This window comes from Comamonas testosteroni ATCC 11996, assembly GCF_000241525.1.
In the GTDB taxonomy this organism is placed as follows: domain Bacteria; phylum Pseudomonadota; class Gammaproteobacteria; order Burkholderiales; family Burkholderiaceae_C; genus Comamonas; species Comamonas testosteroni.
In genome coordinates, this window is the sequence record NZ_AHIL01000012.1 from 276,938 (window position 1) to 302,188 (window position 25,251).

The window sequence follows — 25,251 nt, forward strand, 5'->3', positions numbered from 1 at the left end:
AAATCTAGGCAGCAACCGGAAGGGCTGCCGACTGCGGCGCAGGCGTCGCATGCACCAGTTGCTTGATCCTTGGAATGCAGGAGCCGCAGCGCGTGCCGCAACCCAGGGAAGACTTGAGCTGGGCGAGTCGCTCGTCGGCGGAGCCCTCGCACGCAGTCAGTGCCGAGCTGATGCTGGCCTCATCCACATTCATGCAGGCACATATCTGTGGCGACCGGGCCGGCATGGCGGCGGGCGGCTTGGCACCCGAGGACAGCAGCAGACGCCCATAGCTTTGCACCGATTGCTCGTCGCGCAGTACCGGCCCCAGCCAGCGGCCGGCGCTGGCATCGCCGCAAAGCAAAAAAGCATCGAGCCTGGGCTCCTCGGTCTGCCGGCCTATCGCCATGGCCCGGCTGCATTGGCGACGCGCATCGGCATAGCGCATGGCCTGCGGGCCATCGAGCTGCAGCAGGCTGTGCAGCCGCGCCAGCACTTCGGCATCGGGCTGCGCATAGGCCGCCGCGCGGAACTGCACGCCGGTGCGACCCTGATCCGCTTTTTCAAGCGGCACGGCGCGCCCGAACAGCACACAGCTGGCGAAGTCGAATTCGGCCATCAGTTCGGTCAAAGCCTGGCGAACCGACTGCACCTGCCGTTCATCCAGCCAGGCCATGCCCAGACAGGTCCAGGGCAGCTCGGCCTTGAGCAGCTTCACGGCCACATGCTTGAGTTCTGGCTGCTTGGAGCGCGGGCAGCGCTCGGGCGTGGTCAAGGCGTTGACACCCGCAAGCCGCTGCCCCTTGGAGCCCAGGCCGCTCAGGTACATGCTGCCCCAGTGCATGGGCAGATACAGCTGTGCGGGCTGCAAGCCCGGGTCAGCCTGAACGGGCAACACAATGGCGCCATAGCGGCTGGACAGGTGGACCAGATCGCCCTCCTGCAGCTGCAGGCGCTGCATGTCCTGGGGATTGACCTGCAGCTGCGGTTCGCTGACATGGGCGAACAGGCGTCCCAGCTGGCCAGTGCGCGTCATGCCATGCCATTGATCGCGCAGGCGACCGGTATTGAGACTGAACGGATGCCGCGCATCGCGCGGCACGGCCGGCGCCTGCCAGGCCTGGACGTCAAAGCGTGCGCGCCCGTCCGTCGTCGCAAACACCGCATCGCCATACAGACGCTGGCGGCCCTGGCTGGCGCCTTGTGGCATGGGCCATTGCTGGGGTCCCTTGACCTCCAGCATCGCCCAGCTCAGACCCGTGATATCCAGATCGCGCCCATGTGTGGATTCGCGATGCTCGTTCCAGATGGCTTCTGCACCCGCGTCGGCATTCGCGGTGTCATAGGGAAACAAGCTTGGCAGCGAGGGCCGCAGATGCTCTTCCAGACGCTGCGCCAGTTGCACGCCTATCTGCCAGTCATGGCGTGCCGCCCCCGGCGCGACCACAGCGGCGCGCACCCGCGAGATGCGTCGCTCGCTGTTCGTGACGGTGCCCAGCTTCTCGCCCCAGGTGGAGGCTGGCAGCAACCAGTCGGCATAGGCCGTGGTCTCGGTCGCGGCAAAAGCCTCCTGCACCACCACCAGCTCAGCACGCTCCAGCGCCCTGCGCACCATGGCCTGTTCGGGCATGCTCTGCGCGGGGTTGGTACAGGCAATCCACAAGGCCTTGATCTGGCCGTCGGCAGCGGCCTCGAACATCTCCAGCGCGGATTTGCCGGGCTGCGCGGGAATCGACTCCACCCCCCATAGCCGTGCCACTTCGGTCCGGTGCTCGGCGTTGGCCAGATCGCGATGCGCGCTGAGCAGATTCGACAGTCCGCCCACCTCGCGCCCGCCCATGGCATTGGGCTGGCCCGTCAGCGACAGAGGCCCGGCACCAGGCCTGCCGATCTGGCCCGTCGCCAGATGCAGGTTGATCAGCGCCGCATTATTGGCCGTGCCGCTGCGGCTCTGGTTGAGACCCTGGCAGTACAGGCTGAGCGTGGGGCGACGCACATCCGTCGGCTCCTGGGCACCGCCCAGCGCCATCCAGCGCGCCGCCTGGTACAGGTCCGCCACGGGCAGGCCGCAGATGGCAGCGACCTTCTCGGGCGTGGCTTCGCGCACCAGTTCCTTGAGCTGTGCAAAGCCGCTGGTGTGCTGCGCGATGAAGGCGCTGTCCGTCCAGCCCTCCCACAGCATGATGTGCAGCAGACCGTGAAACAGCATCACATCGCTGCCCGGCTGCAGCGGCAAATAGAGATCGGCCAGCTCTGCGGTCTCGGTACGGCGCGGATCGGCCACGATGATCCTGAGCTGCGGATTGCGCGCCCTGGCCTCTTCCACACGCCTGAACAGAATCGGATGCGCCCAGGCCATGTTGCTGCCCGTGATGAGCATGCAGCCGGCCAGATCTATGTCCTCATAGCAGGCCGGTGGTGCATCGGCGCCCAGCGTGGCCTTGTAGCCGGCCACGGCGCTGCTCATGCACAGGCGCGAATTGGTGTCGAGATTGTTGGTGCCCAGCAGGCCTTTGACCAGTTTGTTGAAGACGTAGTAGTCCTCGGTCAGCAGCTGGCCGCTGAGATAGAAACCCAGAGCATCGGGTCCATGAGCGGCGTGAATGCCGGCGATACACGCCGCCAGCTCGTCCAGGGCCTGATCCCAGCTCACGGCCTGCGGTGCGGATGTCCGCTCCAGCCTGCGCATGGGCTGCAGCAGGCGTGCCTGCTGGGCATAGGCGGGCGCGGCCGTCAGATGCAGGGTGCTGCCCTTGGTGCACAGACGTCCGAAGTTGGCAGGATGCTCGGGATCGCCGCGCACGCCAGTAATCTGCAGGCCATCGGACTCGATGATCACGCCGCAGCCGACACCGCAATAGGGGCAAGTGGATTTGGTTTCTTTCATGGCGTCACCGAAGAGAGGCTGCGGCGCCCATGTTCACTCCTGCGCGGGCCGCCGCAACGCGGACCGCCGAAGGCGAGTCCGCAGCCCACGCCGCAGCAGGGACAGGTGGATCGGGTCTCATGCATGGCAGACTTTCAGTGAAATCATGCTGTAACGCCTTCTGAGTAGGCGCATGCAGCTATTCATTTCATATCAACAGAGACACTAGGCCGTAGCGCAGCCGGATTTGCCCGCGCAGTGCGCAGGACCGGCATGCGGGCGGGTCTGCTCCAGTGCTCGGCTGGCCAGTTCGTCGGCACGCAGTTGCACCGCACCGTCCTGCACACGCACGCTGAAATAAGGCGTGCAGCCCTCGTCGGGCGCAGCCGCCTCGCCGGAGCTCAGCGCAATCGTCCAGTTGTGCAGCGGGCAGGCCACGCTGCGCCCGAACACAATGCCTTGCGACAGCGGACCGCCCTTGTGCGGGCAGCGGTCCAGCAGCGCAAACACCTCGTCGTCGGCATTGCGGAACACGGCCACATCCAGCCCTTGTGCACGCGCTACGCGGCGTGCTCCCAGCACGGGGATGTCGTCCATCGTGCAGATAGAAATCCATTCGCTCATTTACATCTCCTAAGCTTCCCCTGAGCCGCTTTGCGGCTTCCCCCTCTCTCACTTCGCGGGAGGGGGACGACGGCCTCACTACGGGACGGCGGGGCCGCCCAGGCCCTTGCTCGCCGTCCCTTGGCTATGCCGCGCCAGGTTCGTAAATTGCTGAAAAATTGAAAGAGGTTCTCGGTTTCAGGCAATAACTGACACATCAGCAGGCAGAGCCTGAAACTGGCGCGCGTCCACGGATGCCTTGTCGGTCTCGAACCAGGGATCGGGCTCGCCGTCCAGTGCAAACTGCAGCTGCTCCCACAGTGCCCTTCGGCCCTCGGCATCGTCGAGAATGCGTCGCTTGACATGGTCCAGACCCACGCGGTTGATGTAGTGCACCGTGCGCTCCAGATACCAGCCTTCCAGGCGGTACAGCTGCATGAAGGCGCCCGTGTACTCCATCACCTCTTCGGCGGTCTTGAGCTTGGTGAAGAAATGCGCTACCTCGGTCTTGATGCCGCCGTTGCCGCCCACATACATCTCCCAGCCCGAGTCCACGCCGATGATTCCCACATCCTTGATGCCGGACTCCGCGCAGTTGCGCGGGCAGCCGCTGACCGCGAACTTCACCTTGTGCGGTGCGTACATGCGCCACATGGCGCGCTCCAGGTCCTTGCCCATCTGGGTGCTGTCCTGCGTGCCCATGCGGCACCATTCGCTGCCCACACAGGTCTTGACCGTGCGCAATGCCTTGGCATAGGCATGGCCGCAGGGCATGCCGATATCGTTCCAGACGGCCTGCAGATCCTCCTTCTTCACGCCCAGCAGATCGATGCGCTGGCCGCCCGTGACCTTCACGGTGGGGATCTGGTACTTGTCCACCACATCGGCAATGCGGCGCAGCTCGGAGGCCGTGGTCTCGCCGCCCCACATGCGCGGAATCACGCTGTAGGTTCCGTCCTTCTGGATATTCGCGTGGCTGCGTTCGTTGATGAAGCGGCTTTGCGGGTCGTCCCTGGCTTCCTTGGGCCAGGTGCTGATCAGGTAGTAGTTGACGGCCGGGCGGCAGGAGGCACAGCCATTGGGCGTGCGCCACTCCATGAAGCGGAACACCGCATCCGTGCTCAGCAGCTTGTGCTCGCGGATCGCATCGCGCACGGCCTGGTGCCCGTGGTCGGTGCAGCCGCACATGGCCTTGGTCTTGGGAGCGGCCGAGTAGTCGCCGCCGGCCGTGAACATGATGATCTGCTCCACCAGCCCGGTGCAGGAGCCGCAGCTGGCACTGGCCTTGGTGTGCTTGCGCACATCGTCGAGTGTGAACAGGCCCTTGTCCTTGATGGCCTTGCAGATCGCGCCCTTGGTCACGCCGTTGCAGCCGCAGACCTCGTCGCCGTCGGCCATGGCCGCGGCCTTGCTCTGGCCCTGGTGGCCGGTATCGCCGAGATTGGATTCACCGAACATCAGCTTGTCGCGGATATCGGCAACGCTGCGGCCCTCGCGCAGCAGCTTGAAGTACCAGCTGCCGTCCACCGTGTCGCCGTACAGGCAGGCACCGACCAGCTTGTCGTCCTTGATGACCAGCTTCTTGTAGACCCCCGCATAGGGGTCGCTCATGAGGATTTCCTCGGTATCGCCACCGCCCTGGAAATCGCCTGCAGAGAACAGATCGATGCCCGTGACCTTGAGCTTGGTCGAGGTCAGCGAACCCAGATAGCGGCCGATGCCGAACTCCGCAAGATGGTTGGCCAGCACCTTGCCCTGCTCGAACAGGGGCGCCACCAGTCCGTAGGCAATGCCTCGGTGTGCCGCGCATTCGCCCACGGCATAGATGCGCGGATCGGTCACGGTCTGCAGCGTGTCGCTGACCACGATGCCGCGACTCACATGCAGATGCATGGACTCCGCCAGTTCGGTGCTGGGGCGAATGCCCACGGCCATCACCACCAGTTCGGCCGGGATCTCGCTGCCGTCCTTGAAACGCACGGCGCGCACGCGACCACTGCGCCCGCCGTCTTCGTCGCCCAGCAGCTCCTGCGTCTGTGCCTGCATGCGGAACTGCATGCCGCGCTCGGCCAGCGATTTCTGCAGCATCCGGCCCGCCTGATCGTCGAGCTGACGCTCCATCAGCCAGTCGCCGACATGCACCACGGTGACCTGCATGCCGCGCTTCATGAGGCCGTTGGCCGCTTCCAGTCCCAGCAGGCCACCACCTATCACCACTGCATGCTTGAGTGTCTTTGCCGCTTCGATCATGGCCTCGGTGTCGGCAATGTCGCGGTAGGCCAGCACGCCCTCCAGGTCCTTGCCGGGGATGGGCAGGATGAAGGGCTTGGAGCCCGTCGCCATGATCAGGCGGTCGTACTCGGCGCTGGCACTCTCGCCCAGAGCATTGACCGCATGCACCGTGCGCCGGGCCCGGTCGACGGCCGTCACGGTATAGCCGGCGTGCAGCAAGATATGGTGGTCCTGGTACCAGGACCAGTCGTTGAGCACGATATCGCCGAGCGTCTGCTCGCCGGCGAGCACGGGCGACAGCAGAATGCGGTTGTAGTTGGGATGCGGCTCGGCGCCGAAGACCGTGATGTCGTACAGATCGGGGGCAATGGCCAGCAGCTCTTCCAGCGCGCGCACGCCTGCCATTCCGTTACCAATCATGACCAGTTTGGATTTTTTCATCTGAGTCCCCGTGGGCATTTGCAAAGCCAAAAAAAAGACGTCTGCGCGCTTCATGACTTGCATGAACGCGTAGACGTCTTTGTCTGTGGGTTCTGGTCCAGCCTTGCACCATCCCCCGGTGACCCACCTTGGCCACGCTGAACAACACGCAATTGCTGTGCCAGCTTTTCTCAGCCTGCAGAGACTATTCCATCCCGCTGCATGCACTGCTTTTGTGCATGGCCGCTTTATTGCTGTGCAAAACAAACATGGCGCCCCAAGGCGCCATGCAGCTTGAAATCAAAAAGGCTCAGGCCGCCTTCTCCACATGGCCCTGACGCGTGTAGAGGAAGTCGATCACCGCCTTGCGGTAGCTTTGATACTGGGCATCCTCAGCCAGCTCCACCCGGCTGCGCGGGCGTGGCAGCTCTACATGCAGCACCTCGCCAATCGTGGCAGCGGGACCGTTGGTCATCATCACGATCTTGTCGGACAGCAGCACGGCCTCGTCCACATCGTGCGTGACCATGACCACGGTGCTCTGGGTGCGTGCCACGATCTCCAGCAACTCGTCCTGCAGCTTGGCACGCGTCAGGGCGTCGAGAGCGCCGAAGGGCTCGTCCATGAGCAGCACCTGGGGCTCCATGGACAGGGCGCGGGCAATGCCCACGCGCTGCTTCATGCCGCCCGAGATTTCGCCGGGGCGCTTTTGCGCCGCATGACTGAGGCCCACCATGGCCAGCGCCGCATCGGTGCGCTGCGCCAGCTGTGCCTTGCTTTCGCGCTTGCCGAAGACACGCTCCACGGCCAGGTGCACATTGCCCCAGCAGCTCAGCCAGGGCAGCAGCGAATGATTCTGGAAGACCACCGCACGCTCGGGGCCGGGGCCCTTGATTTCCTTGTTGGCGCACAGCAATGCACCGCCCGAGGGAATGGTCAGGCCGGCAATCAGATTGAGCAGCGTCGACTTGCCGCAGCCCGAATGCCCGATGAGACTGACGAACTCGCCCTTGGCAATGTTCAGGTTGATGTCGCGCAGTGCGGGAAACAGACCCTTGGCGGTCTTGAAGGTCTGCTCCACCCCGTGGATCTCGATGTACTTGGTGCTGAGAGATGTATGCATGAGGTACTCCTTGCTTTTTTCCGAGGCCACCGTGGCGCCGGCTTTGCCGAGCCATCGGTGGTGCCCCCTTGAGGGGGTGACGCGCCCGAGGGCGCGGCTCAGGGGTGGGTTAAGTCTTCACCTCTTCAAACGTAAAGGCCGAAGCCAGCTTGACCAGGGCCCACTCCAGCACCAGGCCCACGATGCCGATCACGAAGATGGCGATGATGATGTTCTTGACGTTGAGGTTGTTCCATTCGTCCCAGACCCAGAAGCCTATGCCCACGCCGCCCGTCAGCATCTCGGCGGCCACGATCACCAGCCAGGCCGTGCCCACGGCCAGGCGCACGCCGGTCAGCATATAGGGCAGCACGGCAGGAAACAGAATGGTGGTGGCGATCTTCCACTCCGACAGATTGAGCACGCGCGCCACATTCATATAGTCCTGGGGCACACGCTGCACGCCCACGGCGGTGTTGATGACCATGGGCCAGATCGAGCAGATGAAGATGGTCCAGATGGCTGCCGGATTGGCGCCCTTGAACACCAGCAGGCCGATCGGCAGCCAGGCCAGCGGCGACACCGGACGCAGCAGGCTGATCAAGGGGTTGAACATGCGCGACAGAAAGCTGAAGCGCCCGATCACGAAGCCCAAAGGAATGCCGACCAGCGCCGCCAGACCGAAACCCAGGGCCACGCGCTGCAGCGAGGACAGCACGTTCCAGCCCACGCCCTGGTCATTGGGTCCGTTGCGGTAGAAGGGATCGCTGAACACCTGCAAGGCCTGCTCCCAGGTCTCGGCCGGGGTCGGAATGCTCTTGCCGGTGCTGCTGGAGACCAGCGACCACAGCCCGACCAGCAGCGCCAGCCCCAGCAGCGGCGGCAGAGCCTGACCAAATAGCTGTTCAGCCCATTGGCGCAAGCGGCTGGGTGCCACCGCAACCGGAGCCGTGACTATCGCTTTGGGTTTGATATCTTTTTGCACTTCAGCCTTTACAAGTTGTGCGCCAGCAGCTATCTCTTTTGAAGTTTCGAGCAGCGCATCATTGGCCGCCTGGGCTGCCAGTTGCGGATCGTGCGGGGGATCGAGTTCGAGCGGTGAGTGAAGTACGGCACTGACCATGGTGGTTCTCCTGTCGGGTGGCGGCCTCAGGCCTTGATCTTGAAGCTGTCGGCATACTGGGCAGGGTTCTTGCCGTCCCACACCACGCCGTCAATCAGCTTGCTGGTGCGCAGTACATCCTTGGGCACGCTGACCTTGAGCTGGCTTGCCGCCTGCTGGTAGAGGTCGATGCGGTTGATCTGCTTGGCCACGGCCAGATAGTCGGGATGGGCCTTGAGCAGACCCCAGCGCTTGTGCTGGGTGAGGAACCACATGCCGTCCGACAGATAGGGGAAGTTCACGGCCCCGTCGTTGAAGAACTTCATGTGGTTGGGGTCGTCCCAGGTCTTGCCCAGGCCATTCTGGTAGCGGCCCAGAATGCGCTGGTTGATGGCGTCCACACTGGTATTGATATAGGACTTCTGGGCCACGGTCTCGGCCATCTTTGTCTTGTTCTGCAGGCTGACGTCGATCCAGCGGCCGGCCTCCAGAATCGCCATCATCACGGCGCGGCACGTGTTGGGATTTTTCTGCGCGAACTCGCCCGTGGCGCCCAGCACCTTCTCGGGGTGATCCTTCCAGATGTCCTGTGTGGTGTTGGCCGTAATGCCGATGCCATCCATGATGGCGCGATGGTTCCAGGGTTCGCCCACACAGAAGCCATCCATATTGCCCACGCGCATATTGGCCACCATCTGGGGCGGCGGCACGGTGATCAGCTTGGCCTCGGATATAGGGTTGATACCCGCAGCCGCCAGCCAGTAATGCATCCACATGGCGTGGGTGCCGGTGGGGAAGGTGCCGGCGAAGGTGTATTCGCGCTTTTCCCTGGCCATGACCTTGGCCAGACTGGCTCCGTCGACCGCGCCCTTGTCGGCAAGGGCCTTGGACAGCGTGATCGCCTGGCCGTTGTTGTTCAGCCCCATGAGCACGGCCATGTCCTTCTTGGGGCCACCCACGCCCAGGTGCAGGCCGTAGACCAGGCCGTAGAGCACATGGGCGAAGTCCAGCTCGCCGTTGACCAGCTTGTCGCGCACGCCGGCCCAGCTCGCCTCCTTGCTGAGAACGATCTTCACGCCGTACTTCTGATCGAAGCCCAGCACAGAGGCCATGACCACGCTGGCGCAATCGGTCAGCGGGATGAAGCCGATCTTGACCTCTTTCTTCTCCGGCGCGTCGGAGCCTGCGGCCCAGGCGCCATGGTGGCCCAGCGTGCCATAGAGGGCAGCAGCGCCGGCCACACGCAGAAACTCACGCCGGCCACCGGCAGATACGGGCTCGGGAGCAGGAGCAGTAGACGAAGGAAGGCGCTGGCTCATGAGAAAACTCCATCAAGAATCGTGGTGAAGGCGATCCGGAAAACAAAAAGGCGCCCTTCCCTCCTCGGGTGTGAGGAGAAAAGGACGCCGTTGTCCCAGGTCACTCGTAATAACGCTTTAAGCGCGACCGCCTTTGGTCTGCTTGACATCAACAGTCATGCACAAACCATGCCAGACCTTGATCAGAGGCGGAGCATGCTTTGCGCTTCCGGTTTTGGCCCATATTTGGTGCAGCGCAACAAACACCGAGCTGCCAAGCGCTATGAATTGGTGCTGCCCGGCAGCAGGTCCACCGTGGCCAGAATCGCTTCGGCCACATCCAGCATGCGCCGGTTCTGGTTCATGGCCGTCTGGCGGATCAGCTTGTAGGCATCGCCCTCGCTGAGCTGGCGGTAGTTCATGAGCACGCCCTTGGCCCGCTCTATGGTCTTGCGCTCCTTGAGCGTGGCACGTGCCTTGTCGATTTCGGTCTGCATGTCCTGCAGCCGCATGGATTGCTCCTGCACCAGCAAGACGATGCTTTTCTCGAGCTGCAACCCGTACGCACCCTCGGCAGGCAAGGAGGCAGTTGACTGCGTGCCCCCCAGAAAGGCCGCAGCCGCTTCGGCGCGAGTCCCGGGCTGCGGCTGCATCTCCAGCAGCGCCAGTTGCTGGCTCAGCGCCGCACCGGCCTGCTCCAGCTTGCGCAGACACTGGGTCTGCAGCTCCTCGGCCAGGAATGCCTCAATCTGGTGCATGGCATCGAGCCGGCTGGAGCAGGCTTCGAACCAGGGTGCGCTCAGGCCGCGGTCCAGCGGCAGGCCGTCACCGGCCGTGCAACCCATGCGACGCAGCCGCTCGATCACCGTCATATCGGGGCAGGCCCCGCATTGCTGCTGCCAGCGCGCCATCCCCGAGGGGCTTGCGAAATCCGCAAACACCTGAAAGCAGCGCTCCTGCGACTCGATCAGATGCAGCCAATGGCGCTGACGCTCCGTCCTGCCGACCCCTGCGGTAAACGCCGCAACTCCCGTGGCGCGCTCCTGGCCCGCCAGCTCCTTGCCCTGCATGAAATGAAACAGCGCCACCAGCAATTTCGCGATATCGGGATCGCAAGCGCTGTCCGCCGCCTCGAACACCACGGTCAGGCAGGCCGCAATCATGCGGATCAGTGCCTGTGTGCAATCCTCGGCACTGAGCTGCAGCGCATCGCGCCGGCGGCGCAGCAGCGGCAGGGCTTCAAAGCCTTGCAGCGCATTGGCGATCGCATTGAACAAGCGAGCGCCATGCGCGCCCGGCGCCCGCGCGCCCAGCTCTTCAAGCGCAAGGCAGACCCGCTCCATGACCCGGTCCACATGAAGGCCATGGTCGAGCAGGCTCTGCTGCGCCTGTGCTCCGCCGCTGACCAGAAAGATATTCGAGAGCCCGCGCTCTTTCTGCAGCGCATGGACGAGCTCGGACATGCTCGCCACCAGGCTGCTGGCGCGGCTGATCTGCTCCAGCTCGGCAATCTCGCTTTGCCTTGCAGCCACCAGATAGTGCAGAGGCGTTTTCATGGGGTAGTGCTTGTCGTCATGTTGATGCCATGGACGATCAGCACATTTCATGCCATCTCAGGCAAGGCGACGCTGCCGCCTCTCCCAGAACCAGTCCACCATGACGCCCACACCGATTCCCACGACATAGGCCAGCAGATCCAGGGGGTCGAAGCCGTTGCCCAGCACCAGATAGGCCAGCTTGTTGGCACGCAGGGCCTGCATCCAGGGGGCCTGATAGAGCTGCAGGAACTCGATGGCAAAGGCGATGACCAGTGACCATGCCATGAGCTTGCCGCGCGTGATGGCCGGCCGCAGCCAGGCCACGCACAGCAGCACCACCCAGGCCCAGAGCGCATCGCCCGGATAGTTGCCCAGCACGGCGGGAAAGGGTATGTAGCCCCGGCGCGAGGCCAGCCCGATGGCAATGACCATCGCAATGAGCAGGGTCAACCCCGCCCGTGAGCGACGAAAGGGCCCGGCAGCGGCCAGATGTATCAACAAGCTGCGTCCCCTTTAGTCGATATGCGCGCCGGAGTCCTTGACCACCTGCTTCCAGTACGCCAGCTCGGCCGGCAGCATGGCCTTGAAGCTTTGCGGCGTGGACTCCACGCGCTCGGCGCCCAGAGTCTTGAGGCGCTCGGCCATCTCGGGCCTGGCCAGCACCGTCTTCACGGCCTGATAGAGCTTGTCCACCACCGGCTGCGGCGTACCGGCCGGTGCGAACAAGCCGTACCAGCTGGTCACGGCCAGGCCCTTGCCCAGCACGGGTATCTCGGGCGCCAGCGAGGTCGGCCTGTCTGACGCCACGCCCAGCACGCGCAGCTTGCCGCTGCTGACAAAAGGCATCACGCCGGGAAAGCTGCCAAAGGTCACCGGCAACTGGCCGGCCACCACATCGGTGGCGGCAGCCGACGCCCCCTTGTAAGGCACATGCAGCAGGCTCACGTTCTTCTGCTTCTTCAGCATCTCGCCCAGCAGATGGTTGAGCGTGCCGTTGCCGGCAGAAGCGTATTCCACCTTGCCCGGATGCGCCTTGGCGTAGGCCACCAGCTCGTCCAGATTTTTGGCCGGAAAGTTCGGGTTCACCACCAGCAGATAAGGCGCGACGGCCAGCTGCATTACGGGGGTGAAATCCTTGATGGGATCGAACGGCACCCTGGAATAAAGCGCCGGATTGATGGTGTAGGCGCTTTGCGCCGTCACGAGAAAGGTGTAGCCGTCGGCCGCGCTGCGCGCCACCTGGCCCGTGCCCAGATTGCCGTTGGCACCGGCGCGGTTTTCCACGATGACGGGCTGGCCCAGCGAATTCTCCAGCCCCTGCGCCACGGCTCGCGCAATCACATCGTTGGCACCGCCCGGTGCCTGGGGCACGACAAAGGTAATCGGCTTGGCAGGCCAGTTGCCGCCCTGCGCCAATGCTTGCGTCAGAGGAGCCGCCACCACGGCAGCCACCGCCGCCAGCAGTAGCGGGCGGCGTCGGGTTCCAGAGATAGACATAGCGTTTCGCGCCATCTCGATGCGCGCAGCTTCTTCAAACTTCATGGCAATCATTTCCTGTGGTGGTGGACATGGATGCTGCCAGCCCTCCATGCTGGCCTGCCGTCCATGCAACAGACCATTCTTGCATCGCTCGCGGGGCGGCCTGAACAGCACTCACTGTTCGGCCATCGTGTTTGGCAGGGGCTGCCTCCTGCAAATGCAGTGACTCCAAGCCTGGCTGCGGCGGCACGGCCTCTTCACAACAGCACCAGACCCGGCGGCAGGCTGTCGCCCAGACTGCGCTTGTGATCCTCGGCCTCCATCTGCACCACCTGCTCGACCATGGTCAGCCAGCGCTCAGGCGCACCGCTGCTGCGCATCTTCTCCAGCACCTGCGCTCTGATGGCATCGGGCAGATCGCGCGCGCGGTCACCCGTCATGCGGGCCATCTGCACGGCAGCAAACATCGCGGTTTCGTTCTTGCGCCAGTCCTGGGCCAGCGTGGCGTTCAGGAACTCCAGCGCCGCCTCGGGCGGCATCACCAGATGGGCGTTGGCGGCCAGCGATTGGCGTGCCGCCAGGCGGCCTATGGCCCACCAGGTCTGCACGGTTTCATCCTCGCGCCTGAGACGCTGCAGCATCCACTGCCCCATTTCCTGGCGGTACTGCCAGGGCACTGCCTCCATGGCCGCGAACAGGCGCAGCATGTCGTCATAGCTGCCATGGCTGGATTTGCCGCGCGTATTCTGCTGCACGGCTTTTTGCATCTGAGCGGCCACGTCTTCGAGCAGCTCCATCTGCCGGGCCTCGTTCAGACCCGCAGCCACGCGGCGCCAGAACACCCACCACTCCGTCCAGTTGGCAGCCTCTTTGGCATGACCCAGGCCCTGGCCATACAGGGCCCAGACCTGGTCTATGCGCCAGCCATCGAGCTGCGCCCCCACGCCGGGACGCAGACACCAGCCGGCAAGGTTGAACCAGACGCGCTCATGGTCGGCCGTGCGGCGGCGGCGCCTGGAACGGGCCAGCAGTGCATCGAACAAGGCACGCAGCAGGTCCAGCTCCCAGCCCTCACGCGGGCCGAGGACTCTCTCGAGCGACTGGCGCAGCTGGCGCACTTCCCGGACCGTCACCTCCTGCGCCTGCGTGCCGAAGATACGGTCCAACAGTGACACGGCTTCGGGCAGCCTGGCTGCCAAAGAATCAGACTGTTTTTGGCCTTCAGCGCTTTGCCCACCCGCACTGCCAGCTATGGGCTCCGAAGCCGAAGCACCGCGTACAGCAAAGGGCAGCAGCCAGGACTGGCCCGCATCCTGCACGGCGACGCAGCGCACTTCCAGCGTGCCGACCTCGCTCATGCAGGCTTGCAGTTGCACCTCGACCTGGGCCGCAGAGCTGCCTTCGGGCGCTGGCAGAACGGTGGCCAGTGGCGGCAGCTCTACCCAGCCATCGCCGGTCAAGGGTGCAATCTGGCCGGCCTGCACGGGCGCGTGGCTCTGGCTGTTGGCCAGCAAATTGAAGCGCACGGCCTGGCCCAGCTTGAGCGCAAAACGCCGGCCAGAGAGCACCATGCGCACGCCCTCTTCCGTGCCACGCGGCAGCAGGCACAGGCCTTGCGGAGCCTCGCCCCTCTTGCCCGGCAGCAGCAGCCAGTAGCTGCGCGCCGAACCGCCGCCAATGCGCGGCACCATGGGCTTGATCGCTGCCGACGCTTGCCCGGCGCGTGCTGCCGGCTGATTTGGCGCAGCAATCTGCGCCACCGCCAGCTCTGCCTGACGGCGGGCCAGCCCGTAGGCCGCAGCACCGCGCGCCACGGCCCAGTCCGGGTGCGGGTTGTGCAGCACGCGCACCGGGCTGCCGCGCCACCGGTCAAGCAATTGCGTCAGACGCTGCACCATGGCATGGGCATGGAACACGCCGCCGTTGAGCAGCACGGTATCGGGCAAACCTTCACTTGCATGCTGGGCAAGAAAATGCGCCAGATGACGGCTGATGGCCGCATCGGCCGGATAGGGCAGACCAAAGCCGCGCAGCGCGCCCTGCCGCCTGGCGGGCATATCGCTGATCTGCACAACCGGCAAAAAGCCGTCGACCACCGACTGCCGCACCTGCTCGCGGGTCAGCGTGACGCTTTGGGTAGCGGCCAGCAGTTTGCTGCCGCCCCCCAGCAAGGTGATGCCGATCTGCTCTGGGGCGTTCTGCGCCAGCAACTGCTCCTTGGCCATGCGGCAGCGCTGGACCAGCTGGGCAAAGCGCTGTGCAGGGAGCTTCTGACCTTCGCCAGCAAATGCAGATTCGAGTTGGTGAGCCAGCGCCAGATCCATGTTGTCGCCGCCCAGCATCAGGTGCTCTCCGACGGCCGTACGCGTCAGCGTGGGCAGGCTGCCTTCGGCGGACGCATCCACGCGGATCAGTGTCAGATCGGTAGTTCCCCCGCCCACATCCACCACCAGCACCAGCCGGCTGTCCACCAGTTGCGCGGCCAGCTCATTGCCCTGCAGCACCAGCCAGTCGTGAAACGCGGCCTTGGGCTCCTCCAGCAGCTGCACGCGCGGCAGACCCGCCATCTGCGCGGCCTCCAGCGTCAGCGCACGTGCACCTTCGTCAAATGAGGCGGGCACCGTCAGCACCACGCTTTGCTGGTGCAGTGGCGCTTCGGGATGGGCTTTGTCCCATGCTGCTTTCACATGGGCCAGGTAGGAGCTCGACGCCGCCAGCGGCGATACCTTGGCCACGTCCTCGCCAGCCCCCCAGGGCAGGATGGCGGCCGTGCGATCCACGCCGGTGTGCGAGAGCCAGCTTTTGGCACTGGCCACCAGCCGTCCCGGCACAGCAGCCCCCAGATCTCGCGCCCAGCGGCCTATGACGGCAGGCGCCGCTTCATCCGCGCCCTGCGGCGGCCAGGGCTGCTGCCAGGCCTCGCCCAGCTCGCCCTTTGCAGCCTGATAACGCACCGAAGGCAGCAGATACTGAGCCACGATCTCACCAGCCGTGTTGCGCTGCGGAATATCGAGCAGTGCGATATCGCCAGTCGCACCGTCCAGCGCAACGCTTGCCACGACCGTGTGGCTGGTGCCCAGGTCAATGCCGACGGCGTAGGTGGGGCGAGATGGATGCATGGGATGAGGCGAGGACACGTAAAACTGTGTCGCCGATCGTAACAAGAGCCGGATGCCCGAACCGCCTGCCGGGATGAGCTGCTGCCGCGACAACAACTGTCCAAAGCAGTGCACGGTGGCTGGCACGGGATTTGCCTTGTAACAAGCGCGCAGGTTCGCGCAAGTTTCATAGCAAAGATCGAAGGCTAGTCGCTACATGCCAGTCAAAACAACAACTGTGTCTCGTGTCCTCCTCGCCGCCCTGGCCACCGCCGGAGCTTCCGTCGCGCTCGCACAAAGCAGCGTGCAGATCTATGGCCGCCTCAATACCTCGGTCGAGCATCAGAAGGTCGGAGGCAGCAGCCTGACCGGGCTCTTCAACAACAACTCGCGCTTTGGCTTTGTGGGCAGCGAAGACCTGGGCGGCGGCCTCAAGGCCGGCTTCCAGCTCGAATCCGGCTTCGAATCCGATACCGGCGCCGGTACCGGCAGCACCGGCGCCCTGGCCTTTCAGCGCCAGAGCGAAGTCAACCTCTCGGGCAGTCTGGGCAAGCTGCGTCTGGGCCGTTTTGGTGCTGCCACCTATTTCGGCATTGCCGACTATGGTGCGCTGGATGAGCCCAACCACGACACCGGCTCCATCGCCGATGCGCTCTATGACTACGTGATGCGCAACACCAACAAGATCGCCTACCGCAGCCCTGTGATGGCCGGACTGACCTTGGAAGCTCAGGCATCGCTACACGAAAAGACGACAGGCGCCGTGCAGAAGAACGGCTACGACCTCTATGCCAACTGGGAACGCGGCCCGTTGGCCCTGGGTGCGGGCTTTACCCAGCTGGGTGACGACAAGCAGTTTGCCCTGCGCGGCCACTACATCTGGAATGCGCTGCAGGTCGGTGCCTACTACCAGCGCTCGGACAACGGCTCGGGCTCGCTGTGCAGCAATGGCGGTGCCGGTTGCGGCACGCGTGACGCTGCGCGCGTGACTGCGGCCTACCGGGCCGGTGCTTCGGAGCTTGCCCTGGGTTATGGCTGGGCGAGCCGATGGAGCCATGTGCCCGGCAGCAGCGCGCGCCAGTGGATTCTTGGCTACAACCACCACCTGAGCAAACGCACCAAGCTGTATGCCGCCTACACGCGTATCGACAACGGATCCGGCGTGGCCTATGGCTATAACTTCAAGGGTGGCGTGGGCTACGGGCAGGATGCCAGCAGCCTGAGCATCGGTCTGCGCCACGCGTTCTAGACCTCTGCTTGAGCGGCGGGCGCGTGCCATGTTGCTGGTGGGCGTGGCGCGCGCCCTGCTTCCTCAAAAAATGAGCTGATCATGCTTTCCGTGATTGATCCAGAGGCTGATTGGTTTGAAGTTCCTGTATCAGATCGCTTCTGCCAATGGTTTGTTTGGGCGGCATGCTTTGATCACGAGCAGACATGCAACCGCAAACCCCGGTGGGAATTACGCAAACAAGAATGCAACAAGGGCCTGCCTGCAAAAGCAGTCGCCTTGCCTGAACCCGTTCTGCGTAAATCGTGTCCGGAACAAAAAAAGCCCGCCAACCAATCGGCCAGCGGGCTTTCGCCGTCAAGCAACTCAGCGGCCTTACTCGGCAGCCTCCGCTGAGGTTTCCGCGCGCACATCGAATTCCACCTTCCAGCGCTCGCTTCCACCCACGGGCACGGCATTGAGCTCCAGGGTGCCGATATCGGTCACGCGCGCCTCCAGGGTCACGGGCACCACCTCGCCGGCCGCACGGCCGGCGGCGGGCAAATTCAGCTCGATCTCCTGCAGCTCCACCAGCTCTTCGGGCGACCAGAAGTCCAGCATGGTGCCGACCTGGTCGGCGCGGCGCACGGACGAGCCGAAGAAGCGCAGACGCACGGGCTCGCCCACGACCAGGCCAAACTCTTCGTCAGGCAGCGCGACTTCGGTGCCCTCTTCCATGCCGAACGGTGCCAGACACAGGGCGGACAGGGGCGGCTCCATGCCGGGTATGGCTGGCATATTGCTCTCCACGCCCACGTAGTAGGACTGGGCCGTGCCGCCGCGAATGCGCACGCCGCGGCCGCTGTTGGCGATATGGCCGTAATAGGCCGCACCGCGCGCCACGGCCAGATCGAGGTTGGCACCGTCCAGCAGTCGCGCAGGCTCGCAGGCCTCGTCATCCAGCCAGCCGTTGATGACTTCCAGAATGCGCTGCTCGATCTGGGGCGCCTTGAGCACGCCGCCGTTGAACAAAATGGCCGTGGGGTGCAGAAAGGTGGAGCCTTCGATCTGCTCACCGTTCAGACCGTCAATCTCGGCCAGCGCATTGACCTGGCGGCTCAGAAAGGCCGCCAGATGGCGCGTGACGGCCGCATCCTGCGCATAGGGCAGGCCCAACTGCGTGAGCGCGCCGCGCGCGCGGGTCTTGGGCTTGTCGCTGACGGCCACCTTGGGGAAAAAGCCCTCGACCAGCATGGCCAGCACTTCGTCGCGTGTCACTTCGGTGCGAATGCTGCCGCCGATGAGCTTGCTGCCCCGGCTGGGCACAACCACAGGCACGGCCTGCAGATTGGCGTCGGCCAGCAATTGCTCCTTGGCTGCGCGGCAGCCATGGGCCAGCGCCCGGGTTTGCCAGGCATCGAGCTGCTTGCCTTCGGCTGCCAGCTTGCGTGCAACACCATAGGCCAGGGCCAGATCCATGTTGTCGCCGCCCAGCAAAATGTGCTCGCCCACGGCAATGCGCTGCAGCTCCAGATTGCCTTCGCGCTCCAGCACGGCGATCAGCGAGAGGTCGGTGGTGCCGCCGCCCACGTCCACGACGAGGATGATGTCGCCATGCTTGACCTGCTTGCGCCACTGGCCGCCGCTGGCCTGGATCCAGCTGTACAGCGCGGCCTGAGGTTCTTCGAGCAGCGTCAGCCTGGCAAAGCCCGCAGCCTTGCAGGCCTCGGCCGTCAGCTCGCGCGCAGCGGGGTCGAACGATGCCGGGATGGTGACGGTAATGTCCTGCTGGTCAAACGGGGCCTCGGGGTGGGCCTGCTCCCAGGCGCGACGCAGATGCTCGAGATAGCGGGTGGAGGCAGTCAGCGGCGAGATGCGGCTGACTTCCTCGGGGGCATCGGCGGGGAGAATGCCGGCGCGGCGATCGACGCCGGGGTGGCAGAGCCAGCTCTTGGCGCTGCTGACCAGACGGATGGGCGTGGCCGCGCCACGGCTGCGGGCGAATTCGCCGGTGATGAAGTCGCCGGGCGCGCCGGGCAGGCTGCGCTCGGCTTCGGTCAGCTCGCTCTCGTGCGGCAGATAGAGAAAGGACGGCAGCAGTGGCCTGGCCTCGACACTGCCGGGAGCCGTGAGCTGGGGAATGTCCAGCACGCCCTGCACCACCTTCTCGCCATCGCTGGCGATCTTGTTCACATAGGACAGCGCGCAGTGGGTGGTGCCCAGATCGATGCCGATGCTGTAGCTAGCGCCGGCAGATGGAGCATCGACCTGGCCAGCAGCGCTTTGCGGCTGAGCGACAGCAGCCACGGAGTCAGCCACGGGCGCGGCCTGGGTGGCCGCACCCGATGCGGCGATGGAGGCAAACATGTTCATGGTTTACAGCTCCACTTCGGCCTGGGCGATGACCTTGGCGGCCTGAATGTCGGTGAGCTGGGGGAGCTTGACCTCCGTCACCAGCCAGCCGCGGTGGGACAGCGTGCCGGTAAACGGCGGCTGGCCGACCACATTGCCCGTCAGTCGCACGGCAGCAGCGTCAAAACCGGCCTGCAACGTAATGCGCGAGCCTTCAGCTTCGCTGCACACGGGGGAGAGCGTGAAATGCTCGCGCAGCACCTTGCGGCAGCCTTCATGCACCACGCGCGCAGCCGCGCCGATTTCGGCATCGGTATAGGGCGCGACATCTTCCTGGATGAAGTCCACAAAACGGGCCTCGCGCTGCATCAGGCCCAGCAGTTGCAGGGCGGCGCTGTCAGTGGCGACGAGCTTTTCCACCTCGACGGTTTTTTCGATCAGCTTCTCGACCGGAACCTCGACGCGTTTTTCGACCGAAACCTCGACGGTCTTTTCCACGATTTTTTCGACCGGCACTTCGACGCGAACCTCGACGATCTTCTCGACCGGCACTTCCACGCGCACTTCCCTGGGGGCGACGTCGGCGGCAAAAGCCTCACCGGCGCGCACACGGGTCACGTCAGCAGCCAGGCGACCGTTACCGAGAATGGCAAAGAAACTGCCGATCGCGATGGCGATGCGGCTCAGGAATGAGGGGGGGGTATTGGCAGTCATGGAGTCTGTCTCAAAACGGGTTCACGCATGCAGAGTCATTCTGTGGCGCCCTTGCGAGCTGCGCTGCGCGAACCGAAAACGGAGCCGGACCAGGCGGCAGCGACACGGCCGGCCCTGGCGGCACAAGGCTGGACGCGCCGCAAGCGATGCGCGCGGGCCTGTGCAACAGGCGCAGATATTACCCAAAAAGCCCGATCTGCCCTCCCGCTATGGCTTTGCCGCGCCGGCTGCCGCGCCTGGACGCGCGCTGTAGGGTCATACGCCGCAAGCATGACCTTCTTCCGTTTCATCGTTATGAAGCGGCCGCTATTTGCCCGATAGTTGATGCAGTATCTTGACAAACAGGCAGCCCCGGAATCGGGCCTTGCCAATTCATGGGCTGCAGGCAATGCGCGGCACCATGGACGACCGCACAACAACTGCATTGCGTTTTCGAGACGCCCACTTCCCGAGGAGACTTCCCCCATGCGCCTGATGACCGCGAACATAACGCTGGCATGTACCGCCCTTGTAGCCGCCATGGCCGCCTCCGGCGTCCATGCCCAGACCGCCCCTGGCAGCACGCTGGAGAAGCTGCAAAAGACCGGCAAGGTGGTCATAGGCGTGCGCGAAAGCTCGGCCCCCATGGCCTATGCCATTGGCGCCAACCACCGCTTCACCGGCTACCACGTGGAGTTGTGCGAGAAGGTGCTGGCCCAGATCGCGCCCAGCGCCAAGATCGAATACATGGCCATCACCGCGCAGAACACCATGCCGCTGGTGCAGAACGGCACGGTGGATCTGGGCTGCGGCCCCACCACCAACAACCTCAGCCGCCAAAAGCAGGTCTCGTTTGCCGTCACCACCTATGTCAGCCAGGTGCGCATGGCTGTGCGTGCGGACTCGCCCGTGACCTCGTTCAAGCAGCTGGACGGCAAGACCGTGGCTGCTTCGGCAGGCACCACCGCCGTGCAGCTGCTGCGCAAATACAGCCATGACAACAATGTGAAGCTGCCGACCCAGCTGGGCAAGGACCATTTCGAGAGCTTTCTGATGCTGGAGTCCGGCCGCGCTGACGCTTTTGTGCTTGACGACAATCTGCTGGCCGGCGTGATCGCCAACTCCAAGGACCCCAAAGGTTACAAGATCGTGGGCGAGGCGCTGGGATCGGAGCCCATCGCGCTGCTGATGCGCAAGGACGATCCCGGCTTCAAGAAGGCCGTGGACGATGCCCTGGTGCGCATGATGAAGTCCGGCGAAGTGGCGAAGATCTACGACAAATGGTTTATGCAGCCCATTCCGCCCAAGGAGATGCCGCTGAACCTGCCCATGAGCGAGACGCTCAAGCAGCTGCTGCAAGCGCCCAACGACAAGCCGCTGGAAGCCTACAACAGCTGAGACGACCGCTAGACTGCGCCTGGAGTCCTGCTTTATTGATAGCTGGTTACGCTTTCCAAGCAAGCATTTCAGACATATTCATAGCTGAATCCATTGAAGGAGCTGCGCTGGCAGCTCCTTTTTTCATTACGGCTGCGCAGAGCAGGCAAACTCCTGGGCGACCTGCTTGAGCCAGCCCTGGAAAGCCTGCAGCGGCGGATAGGCCGAGCGGCTGGTCGGCCAGGCCAGGTAGTAGCGCTCGGCACTTTCCACCTCTGGCAGCTGCGGCAGGGCCTGGACCAGATCGCCGGTCTGCAGCTCGCGCTGGATCAGAAATTTGGGCAGCAGCGCCACGCCCACGCCGGCAATCGCCGCCTGCGCCGCCGTGGCGAACTGATCGAACAGCATGCCCTGCATATCGCCGCCCTGGCAGCCCTGGCTGCCGAACCAGCGCTGCCAGGCGTCGGGACGCGAAGCCAGATGCAGCAGGGGTGCGCGCAGCAGATCCTCGGGCCGGGAAAAACCATGGCGGGCCGCCACGTCGGGGCTGCAGGCCGGCACCACGGTCTCGCTCATGAGGAACTCCAGCTCCGCGCCCGGCCAGTTCGGCAAGCCGAAATGAATGGCCGCATCCACGGCCTCGAGCTGGAAATCGAACTGCGACAGCCGCGTTGTCAGGTTGATGGTGATTCCCGGATGGGCGCTGAAGAACTGCGGCAGCCGCGGCGCCAGCCAGCGCGTGCCGAAGGTCGGCAAAATGGCCAGGTTCAGGCTGCCGCCTTGGGGATTGGTGCGAAAGCCCAGCGTGGCATTGGAGATGCGCGCCAGGGCTGCGCGAATCTCCTGCGCATAGGCCTGGCCCGCAGCGCTCAGGCGCACGGTCTGGCGCTCGCGCACGAACAGCTCGGTACCCAGCCGCTCCTCCAGCGCGCGGATCTGGCGGCTGACGGCGCTTTGCGTCAGATGCAGCTCGGCAGCCGCCGCGGTAAAGCTCTGGTGCCGCGCCGAGGCCTCGAAGGCGCAGAGCAGGGACATGGGTGGCAGAAAGCGACGGGATAGCTGCATAGAAGGAACCGGTAAGTGTGGGGCCGTCAACAGGTTCATTCCATTTAGGTATGACCTGAAGGCGTGATTATCGTTTGACCAAAGTCATGGCGACGCACAACATCCTGCATATTCCTGCGGCCACGCCAGCGGCGCGGCCATCCCACGAACCCAAGACCCTTCTGTTTTGTCATGAGCGCCACGCCCCACGCCTCCTCCACCGCTGCCCGATTTGTCTCCTCCAACGAGATCCGCACGCGCTTCTCGCGCGCCATGTCCGAGATGTACCGCAAGGAAGTGCCGCAGTACGGCACCCTGATCGACCTGGTGGCCGATGTCAACGCCGTGGCGCTGCAGGCCGATCCCGAGCTGCGCCAGCGCATGAGCAAAAGCGGCGAGCTTGAGCGCCTGGATGTGGAGCGCCATGGCGCCATCCGCGTGGGCTCGGCCGAGGAACTGGCCACGCTGCGCCGCCTGTTCGCCGTGATGGGCATGGAGCCCGTGGGTTATTACGACCTCTCGGTGGCCGGTGTTCCCGTGCACTCCACGGCCTTTCGTCCCGTGCACGACGAGGCGCTGCTGGCCAACCCGTTTCGCGTCTTCACCTCGCTGCTGCGCCTGGAGCTGATTGCCGATGAGGCGCTGCGCGCGCAGGCCGCCGAGATCCTCCAGCGCCGTCGCATCTTCACGCCGCGCGCGCTGGAGCTCATTGCCCAGGCCGAGCGCGATGGCGGCCTGGACAGCGGCGACGCCGACACCTTTGTGCAGCAGGCCCTGGAGACCTTCCGCTGGCACAGCGATGCCACCGTGGACGCCGCCACCTACAACGCCCTGCAGAAAGCCCACCGCCTGGTGGCCGATGTGGTGTGCTTCAAGGGCCCGCACATCAACCATCTGACGCCACGCACGCTGGACATCGACCTGGCCCAGGCCGATATGCCCACGCGCGGCATGGATGCCAAGGACGTGGTCGAAGGCCCGCCACAGCGCGCCTGCCCTATCTTGCTGCGCCAGACCAGCTTCAAGGCGCTCAAGGAGGCCGTGCGCTTTACCGATGCCGATGCCAATGCCAATGCGGACAGTGCCGGCGCCCATACGGCCCGCTTTGGCGAGATCGAGCAGCGCGGCGTCGCGCTGACACGCAAGGGCCGCGCCCTGTACGACGAGCTGCTGGGTCTGGTGCGCGGCATCGACAGCGCGGGCAGCGCCGCGCCCGACTATGCACACCGCCTGCAACAGGTCTTCACGCAGTTTCCCGACACGCACGAGCAACTGCGCCGCCAGGGCCTGGCTTTCTACCGCTACCGTCTGTCCGAACAGGCTCAGGCTCAGTTGCCCCGGGGCGCCGCCGAGGCAGACCTGGAAGCGCTGATCGACAAGGGTCTGGTGCAGGCCGAGCCGATTACCTATGAGGATTTCCTGCCCGTGAGCGCAGCCGGCATCTTCCAGTCCAACCTCGGCGGCGAGGAACAAAAGCAATACCAGGCCCATGCCGCACAGCAGGTCTTCGAGGGCGCACTGGGCGCAAGCGTGCATGACGAAATCGCCTTGTACGAGGCCTCCGAGCAGCAATCCAGGGCCCAGGTTCTCGCGCTGCTGTCGGGAGTTGCGGCATGAGTCAGGACAGTGCACTGGCCCCCTTTGCCGCCGTGTTTGCCGAGCCTGCCGGGTCGCCGATACGCGAGCTGTTTCCCTATCTCTCGCGCCCCGGCATGATCTCTCTGGCAGGCGGCTATCCATCGCCCAGCCTCTTCGATGCCGAGGGCCTGGCCCAGGCCGCCCAGCAGGCCATGGCCCAGGGCCCGGGCGCGCTGCAATACGGCGCCACCGAAGGCCTGAGCGAGCTGCGCGAAGCCCTGGCGCAGCAGGCGCGCGAGCGCGGCATGCAGGCGACGGCCGCCGACATCCTCGTGACCACAGGATCGCAGCAGGCCTTTGACCTGCTGGTGCGCGTGCTCGTCGAGCCCGGCGACACGGTGCTGGTCGAGGTGCCTGCCTATCCCGCCACGCTGCAGGCCCTGCGTCTGGCGCAGGCGCGCATCCTGCCCATTCCCATGGACGAGCAAGGCCTGCAGACAGAAGCCCTGGCCGATCTGCTGGCCGCACTGCCCGCAGACCAGCGCCCCAAGCTGCTCTACACCGTGCCGAATTTCTCCAACCCGCGCGGCACGCTGCTAGCGGCCGAGCGCCGCGAGGCTCTGGTGCAACTGGCCAGGCAGCACGGCTTCTGGGTGGTCGAGGACGATCCCTATGGCGAGCTGCGCTTTGACGAGCCCGGCGGTGTCCCCCAGGCCATGCCCGGCACCGTGCGCACCGCGGGCGAGCGGCTGGCTGCAGGCGGCTCCAACCCCGTCGTCTATCTGTCCAGCCTGTCCAAGACCGTGGCCCCCGCGCTGCGCGTGGGCTGGATGCTGGCCGACGCGCCGCTGCTGCGCCGCTGCACGGTGGCCAAGCAGACCGCCGATCTGTGCACCTCGCCGCTGACGCAGTCGGTCGCCGCCTGCTACCTGGCCAGCGGACGCTACCCGGCCACCGTGCAGCGCGCACGTCAGGAATACCAGCGCCGCATGCAGGCCCTGGTCCATGGCTTGAACGCGGCGCCGGACAGCGGCATACGCTGCTCGCGTCCCGCGGGCGGCATGTTCGTCTGGGCCGAGCTGGACCGCCGCATCGACCCGCAAAAGCTCTTCGACGCCGCCGTGGCCCAGGGCGTGGTCTATGTGCCAGGCAAGGCCTTCTATCCGGCCGACCCCGACCTGCACACGCTGCGCATGTCGTTTGCCGCGCCCGAGGTGCCGCAGATCGCGCAGGCCGTGGAGCGCCTGTGCCAGGCCATGCACAGCGCCATGAAATAACGGACA

General features: G+C 64.8%; 19 protein-coding genes. 6 read left to right on the forward strand and 13 right to left on the reverse strand.

The annotated features are described in order from the left end of the window. Positions 1–4: 4 nt before the first annotated feature. From CTATCC11996_RS06515 to nirB, 3 genes are all read right to left on the reverse strand, one after another. Complete coding sequence (locus CTATCC11996_RS06515; RefSeq protein ID WP_003074267.1) at positions 5–2,866, reverse strand: nitrate reductase; 2,862 nt, start codon at positions 2,864–2,866, stop codon at positions 5–7. A gap of 204 nt (positions 2,867–3,070) precedes the next feature. After that, complete coding sequence (gene nirD, locus CTATCC11996_RS06520) at positions 3,071–3,469, reverse strand: nitrite reductase small subunit NirD (protein ID WP_003074269.1); 399 nt, start codon at positions 3,467–3,469, stop codon at positions 3,071–3,073. A 177-nt stretch (positions 3,470–3,646) separates the two neighbouring features. Then, a complete protein-coding gene (gene nirB, locus CTATCC11996_RS06525) occupies positions 3,647–6,121 on the reverse strand; it encodes a nitrite reductase large subunit NirB (protein WP_034348292.1) in 2,475 nt (824 codons plus the stop codon). 128 nt (positions 6,122–6,249) lie between these two features. On the opposite strand from nirB, the gene CTATCC11996_RS06530 reads away from it, so the two are divergent. Continuing rightward, positions 6,250–6,438 (forward strand): hypothetical protein, encoded by a 189-nt coding sequence (locus CTATCC11996_RS06530; RefSeq protein WP_034348293.1) that lies wholly within the window; start codon positions 6,250–6,252, stop codon positions 6,436–6,438. On the opposite strand, the gene CTATCC11996_RS06535 is transcribed toward CTATCC11996_RS06530, so the two are convergent. The 7 genes from CTATCC11996_RS06535 to CTATCC11996_RS06565 form a co-directional block, all read right to left on the reverse strand. Beyond that, positions 6,411–7,223, reverse strand: a complete 813-nt coding sequence (locus tag CTATCC11996_RS06535; protein WP_003074273.1) for an ABC transporter ATP-binding protein — start codon at positions 7,221–7,223, stop codon at positions 6,411–6,413. The genes CTATCC11996_RS06530 and CTATCC11996_RS06535 overlap by 28 nt on opposite strands. Before the next feature lie 109 nt (positions 7,224–7,332). Beyond that, positions 7,333–8,325 (reverse strand): nitrate ABC transporter permease, encoded by a 993-nt coding sequence (ntrB, locus tag CTATCC11996_RS06540; RefSeq protein WP_003074275.1) that lies wholly within the window; start codon positions 8,323–8,325, stop codon positions 7,333–7,335. A gap of 26 nt (positions 8,326–8,351) precedes the next feature. After that, positions 8,352–9,623, reverse strand: a complete 1,272-nt coding sequence (locus CTATCC11996_RS06545) for a CmpA/NrtA family ABC transporter substrate-binding protein (protein ID WP_003074276.1) — start codon at positions 9,621–9,623, stop codon at positions 8,352–8,354. A 260-nt stretch (positions 9,624–9,883) separates the two neighbouring features. After that, positions 9,884–11,158 (reverse strand): nitrate regulatory protein, encoded by a 1,275-nt coding sequence (locus tag CTATCC11996_RS06550; RefSeq protein ID WP_003074278.1) that lies wholly within the window; start codon positions 11,156–11,158, stop codon positions 9,884–9,886. A 57-nt stretch (positions 11,159–11,215) separates the two neighbouring features. Then, positions 11,216–11,641 carry a ribosomal maturation YjgA family protein gene (locus CTATCC11996_RS06555; RefSeq protein ID WP_003074280.1) on the reverse strand — a complete coding sequence of 142 codons (426 nt, stop codon included), beginning with the start codon at positions 11,639–11,641 and terminating at the stop codon, positions 11,216–11,218. A 12-nt stretch (positions 11,642–11,653) separates the two neighbouring features. Further along, positions 11,654–12,682, reverse strand: coding sequence for a Bug family tripartite tricarboxylate transporter substrate binding protein (locus CTATCC11996_RS06560; RefSeq protein WP_003074282.1), 1,029 nt, complete (start codon positions 12,680–12,682; stop codon positions 11,654–11,656). Between the two features lie 194 nt (positions 12,683–12,876). Beyond that, positions 12,877–15,738 carry an Hsp70 family protein gene (locus CTATCC11996_RS06565; protein WP_034348294.1) on the reverse strand — a complete coding sequence of 954 codons (2,862 nt, stop codon included), beginning with the start codon at positions 15,736–15,738 and terminating at the stop codon, positions 12,877–12,879. Between the two features lie 196 nt (positions 15,739–15,934). Between CTATCC11996_RS06565 and CTATCC11996_RS06570 the strand changes: the two genes are divergently transcribed. Together CTATCC11996_RS06570 and CTATCC11996_RS25440 are read left to right on the forward strand one after the other, a co-directional pair. Beyond that, a complete protein-coding gene (locus CTATCC11996_RS06570) occupies positions 15,935–16,966 on the forward strand; it encodes a porin (protein ID WP_034348296.1) in 1,032 nt (343 codons plus the stop codon). A gap of 81 nt (positions 16,967–17,047) precedes the next feature. Next, positions 17,048–17,341 carry a hypothetical protein gene (locus CTATCC11996_RS25440; protein ID WP_138983838.1) on the forward strand — a complete coding sequence of 98 codons (294 nt, stop codon included), beginning with the start codon at positions 17,048–17,050 and terminating at the stop codon, positions 17,339–17,341. On the opposite strand, the gene CTATCC11996_RS06575 is transcribed toward CTATCC11996_RS25440, so the two are convergent. Beyond that, a complete protein-coding gene (locus CTATCC11996_RS06575; RefSeq protein ID WP_003074287.1) occupies positions 17,321–19,297 on the reverse strand; it encodes an Hsp70 family protein in 1,977 nt (658 codons plus the stop codon). The two genes, CTATCC11996_RS25440 and CTATCC11996_RS06575, sit on opposite strands and share 21 nt — an antisense overlap. A gap of 3 nt (positions 19,298–19,300) precedes the next feature. Next, the gene (locus CTATCC11996_RS06580; RefSeq protein ID WP_003074288.1) at positions 19,301–19,990 is read right to left on the reverse strand and encodes a DUF2760 domain-containing protein; all 690 of its coding nucleotides are present in this window, start codon (positions 19,988–19,990) and stop codon (positions 19,301–19,303) included. Positions 19,991–20,455: 465 nt separating this feature from the next. On the opposite strand from CTATCC11996_RS06580, the gene CTATCC11996_RS06585 reads away from it, so the two are divergent. Further along, positions 20,456–21,367 carry a transporter substrate-binding domain-containing protein gene (locus tag CTATCC11996_RS06585; RefSeq protein ID WP_003074290.1) on the forward strand — a complete coding sequence of 304 codons (912 nt, stop codon included), beginning with the start codon at positions 20,456–20,458 and terminating at the stop codon, positions 21,365–21,367. Between the two features lie 126 nt (positions 21,368–21,493). Here CTATCC11996_RS06585 and CTATCC11996_RS06590 read toward each other — a convergent pair whose 3' ends face one another. Continuing rightward, on the reverse strand, positions 21,494–22,411 hold the full coding sequence (locus CTATCC11996_RS06590; protein ID WP_034348298.1) for a LysR family transcriptional regulator: 918 nt from the start codon (positions 22,409–22,411) through the stop codon (positions 21,494–21,496). Between the two features lie 171 nt (positions 22,412–22,582). Here CTATCC11996_RS06590 and hglS point away from each other — a divergent pair, with 171 nt between their 5' ends. Both hglS and CTATCC11996_RS06600 read left to right on the forward strand, forming a co-directional pair. Next, on the forward strand, positions 22,583–24,007 hold the full coding sequence (hglS, locus tag CTATCC11996_RS06595; RefSeq protein ID WP_003074294.1) for a 2-oxoadipate dioxygenase/decarboxylase HglS: 1,425 nt from the start codon (positions 22,583–22,585) through the stop codon (positions 24,005–24,007). After that, entirely contained in the window at positions 24,004–25,245 is a 1,242-nt protein-coding gene (locus CTATCC11996_RS06600; RefSeq protein WP_003074295.1) for an aminotransferase-like domain-containing protein, read from the forward strand. Before hglS ends, CTATCC11996_RS06600 begins: the two co-directional genes overlap by 4 nt. Positions 25,246–25,251 lie beyond the last annotated feature (6 nt).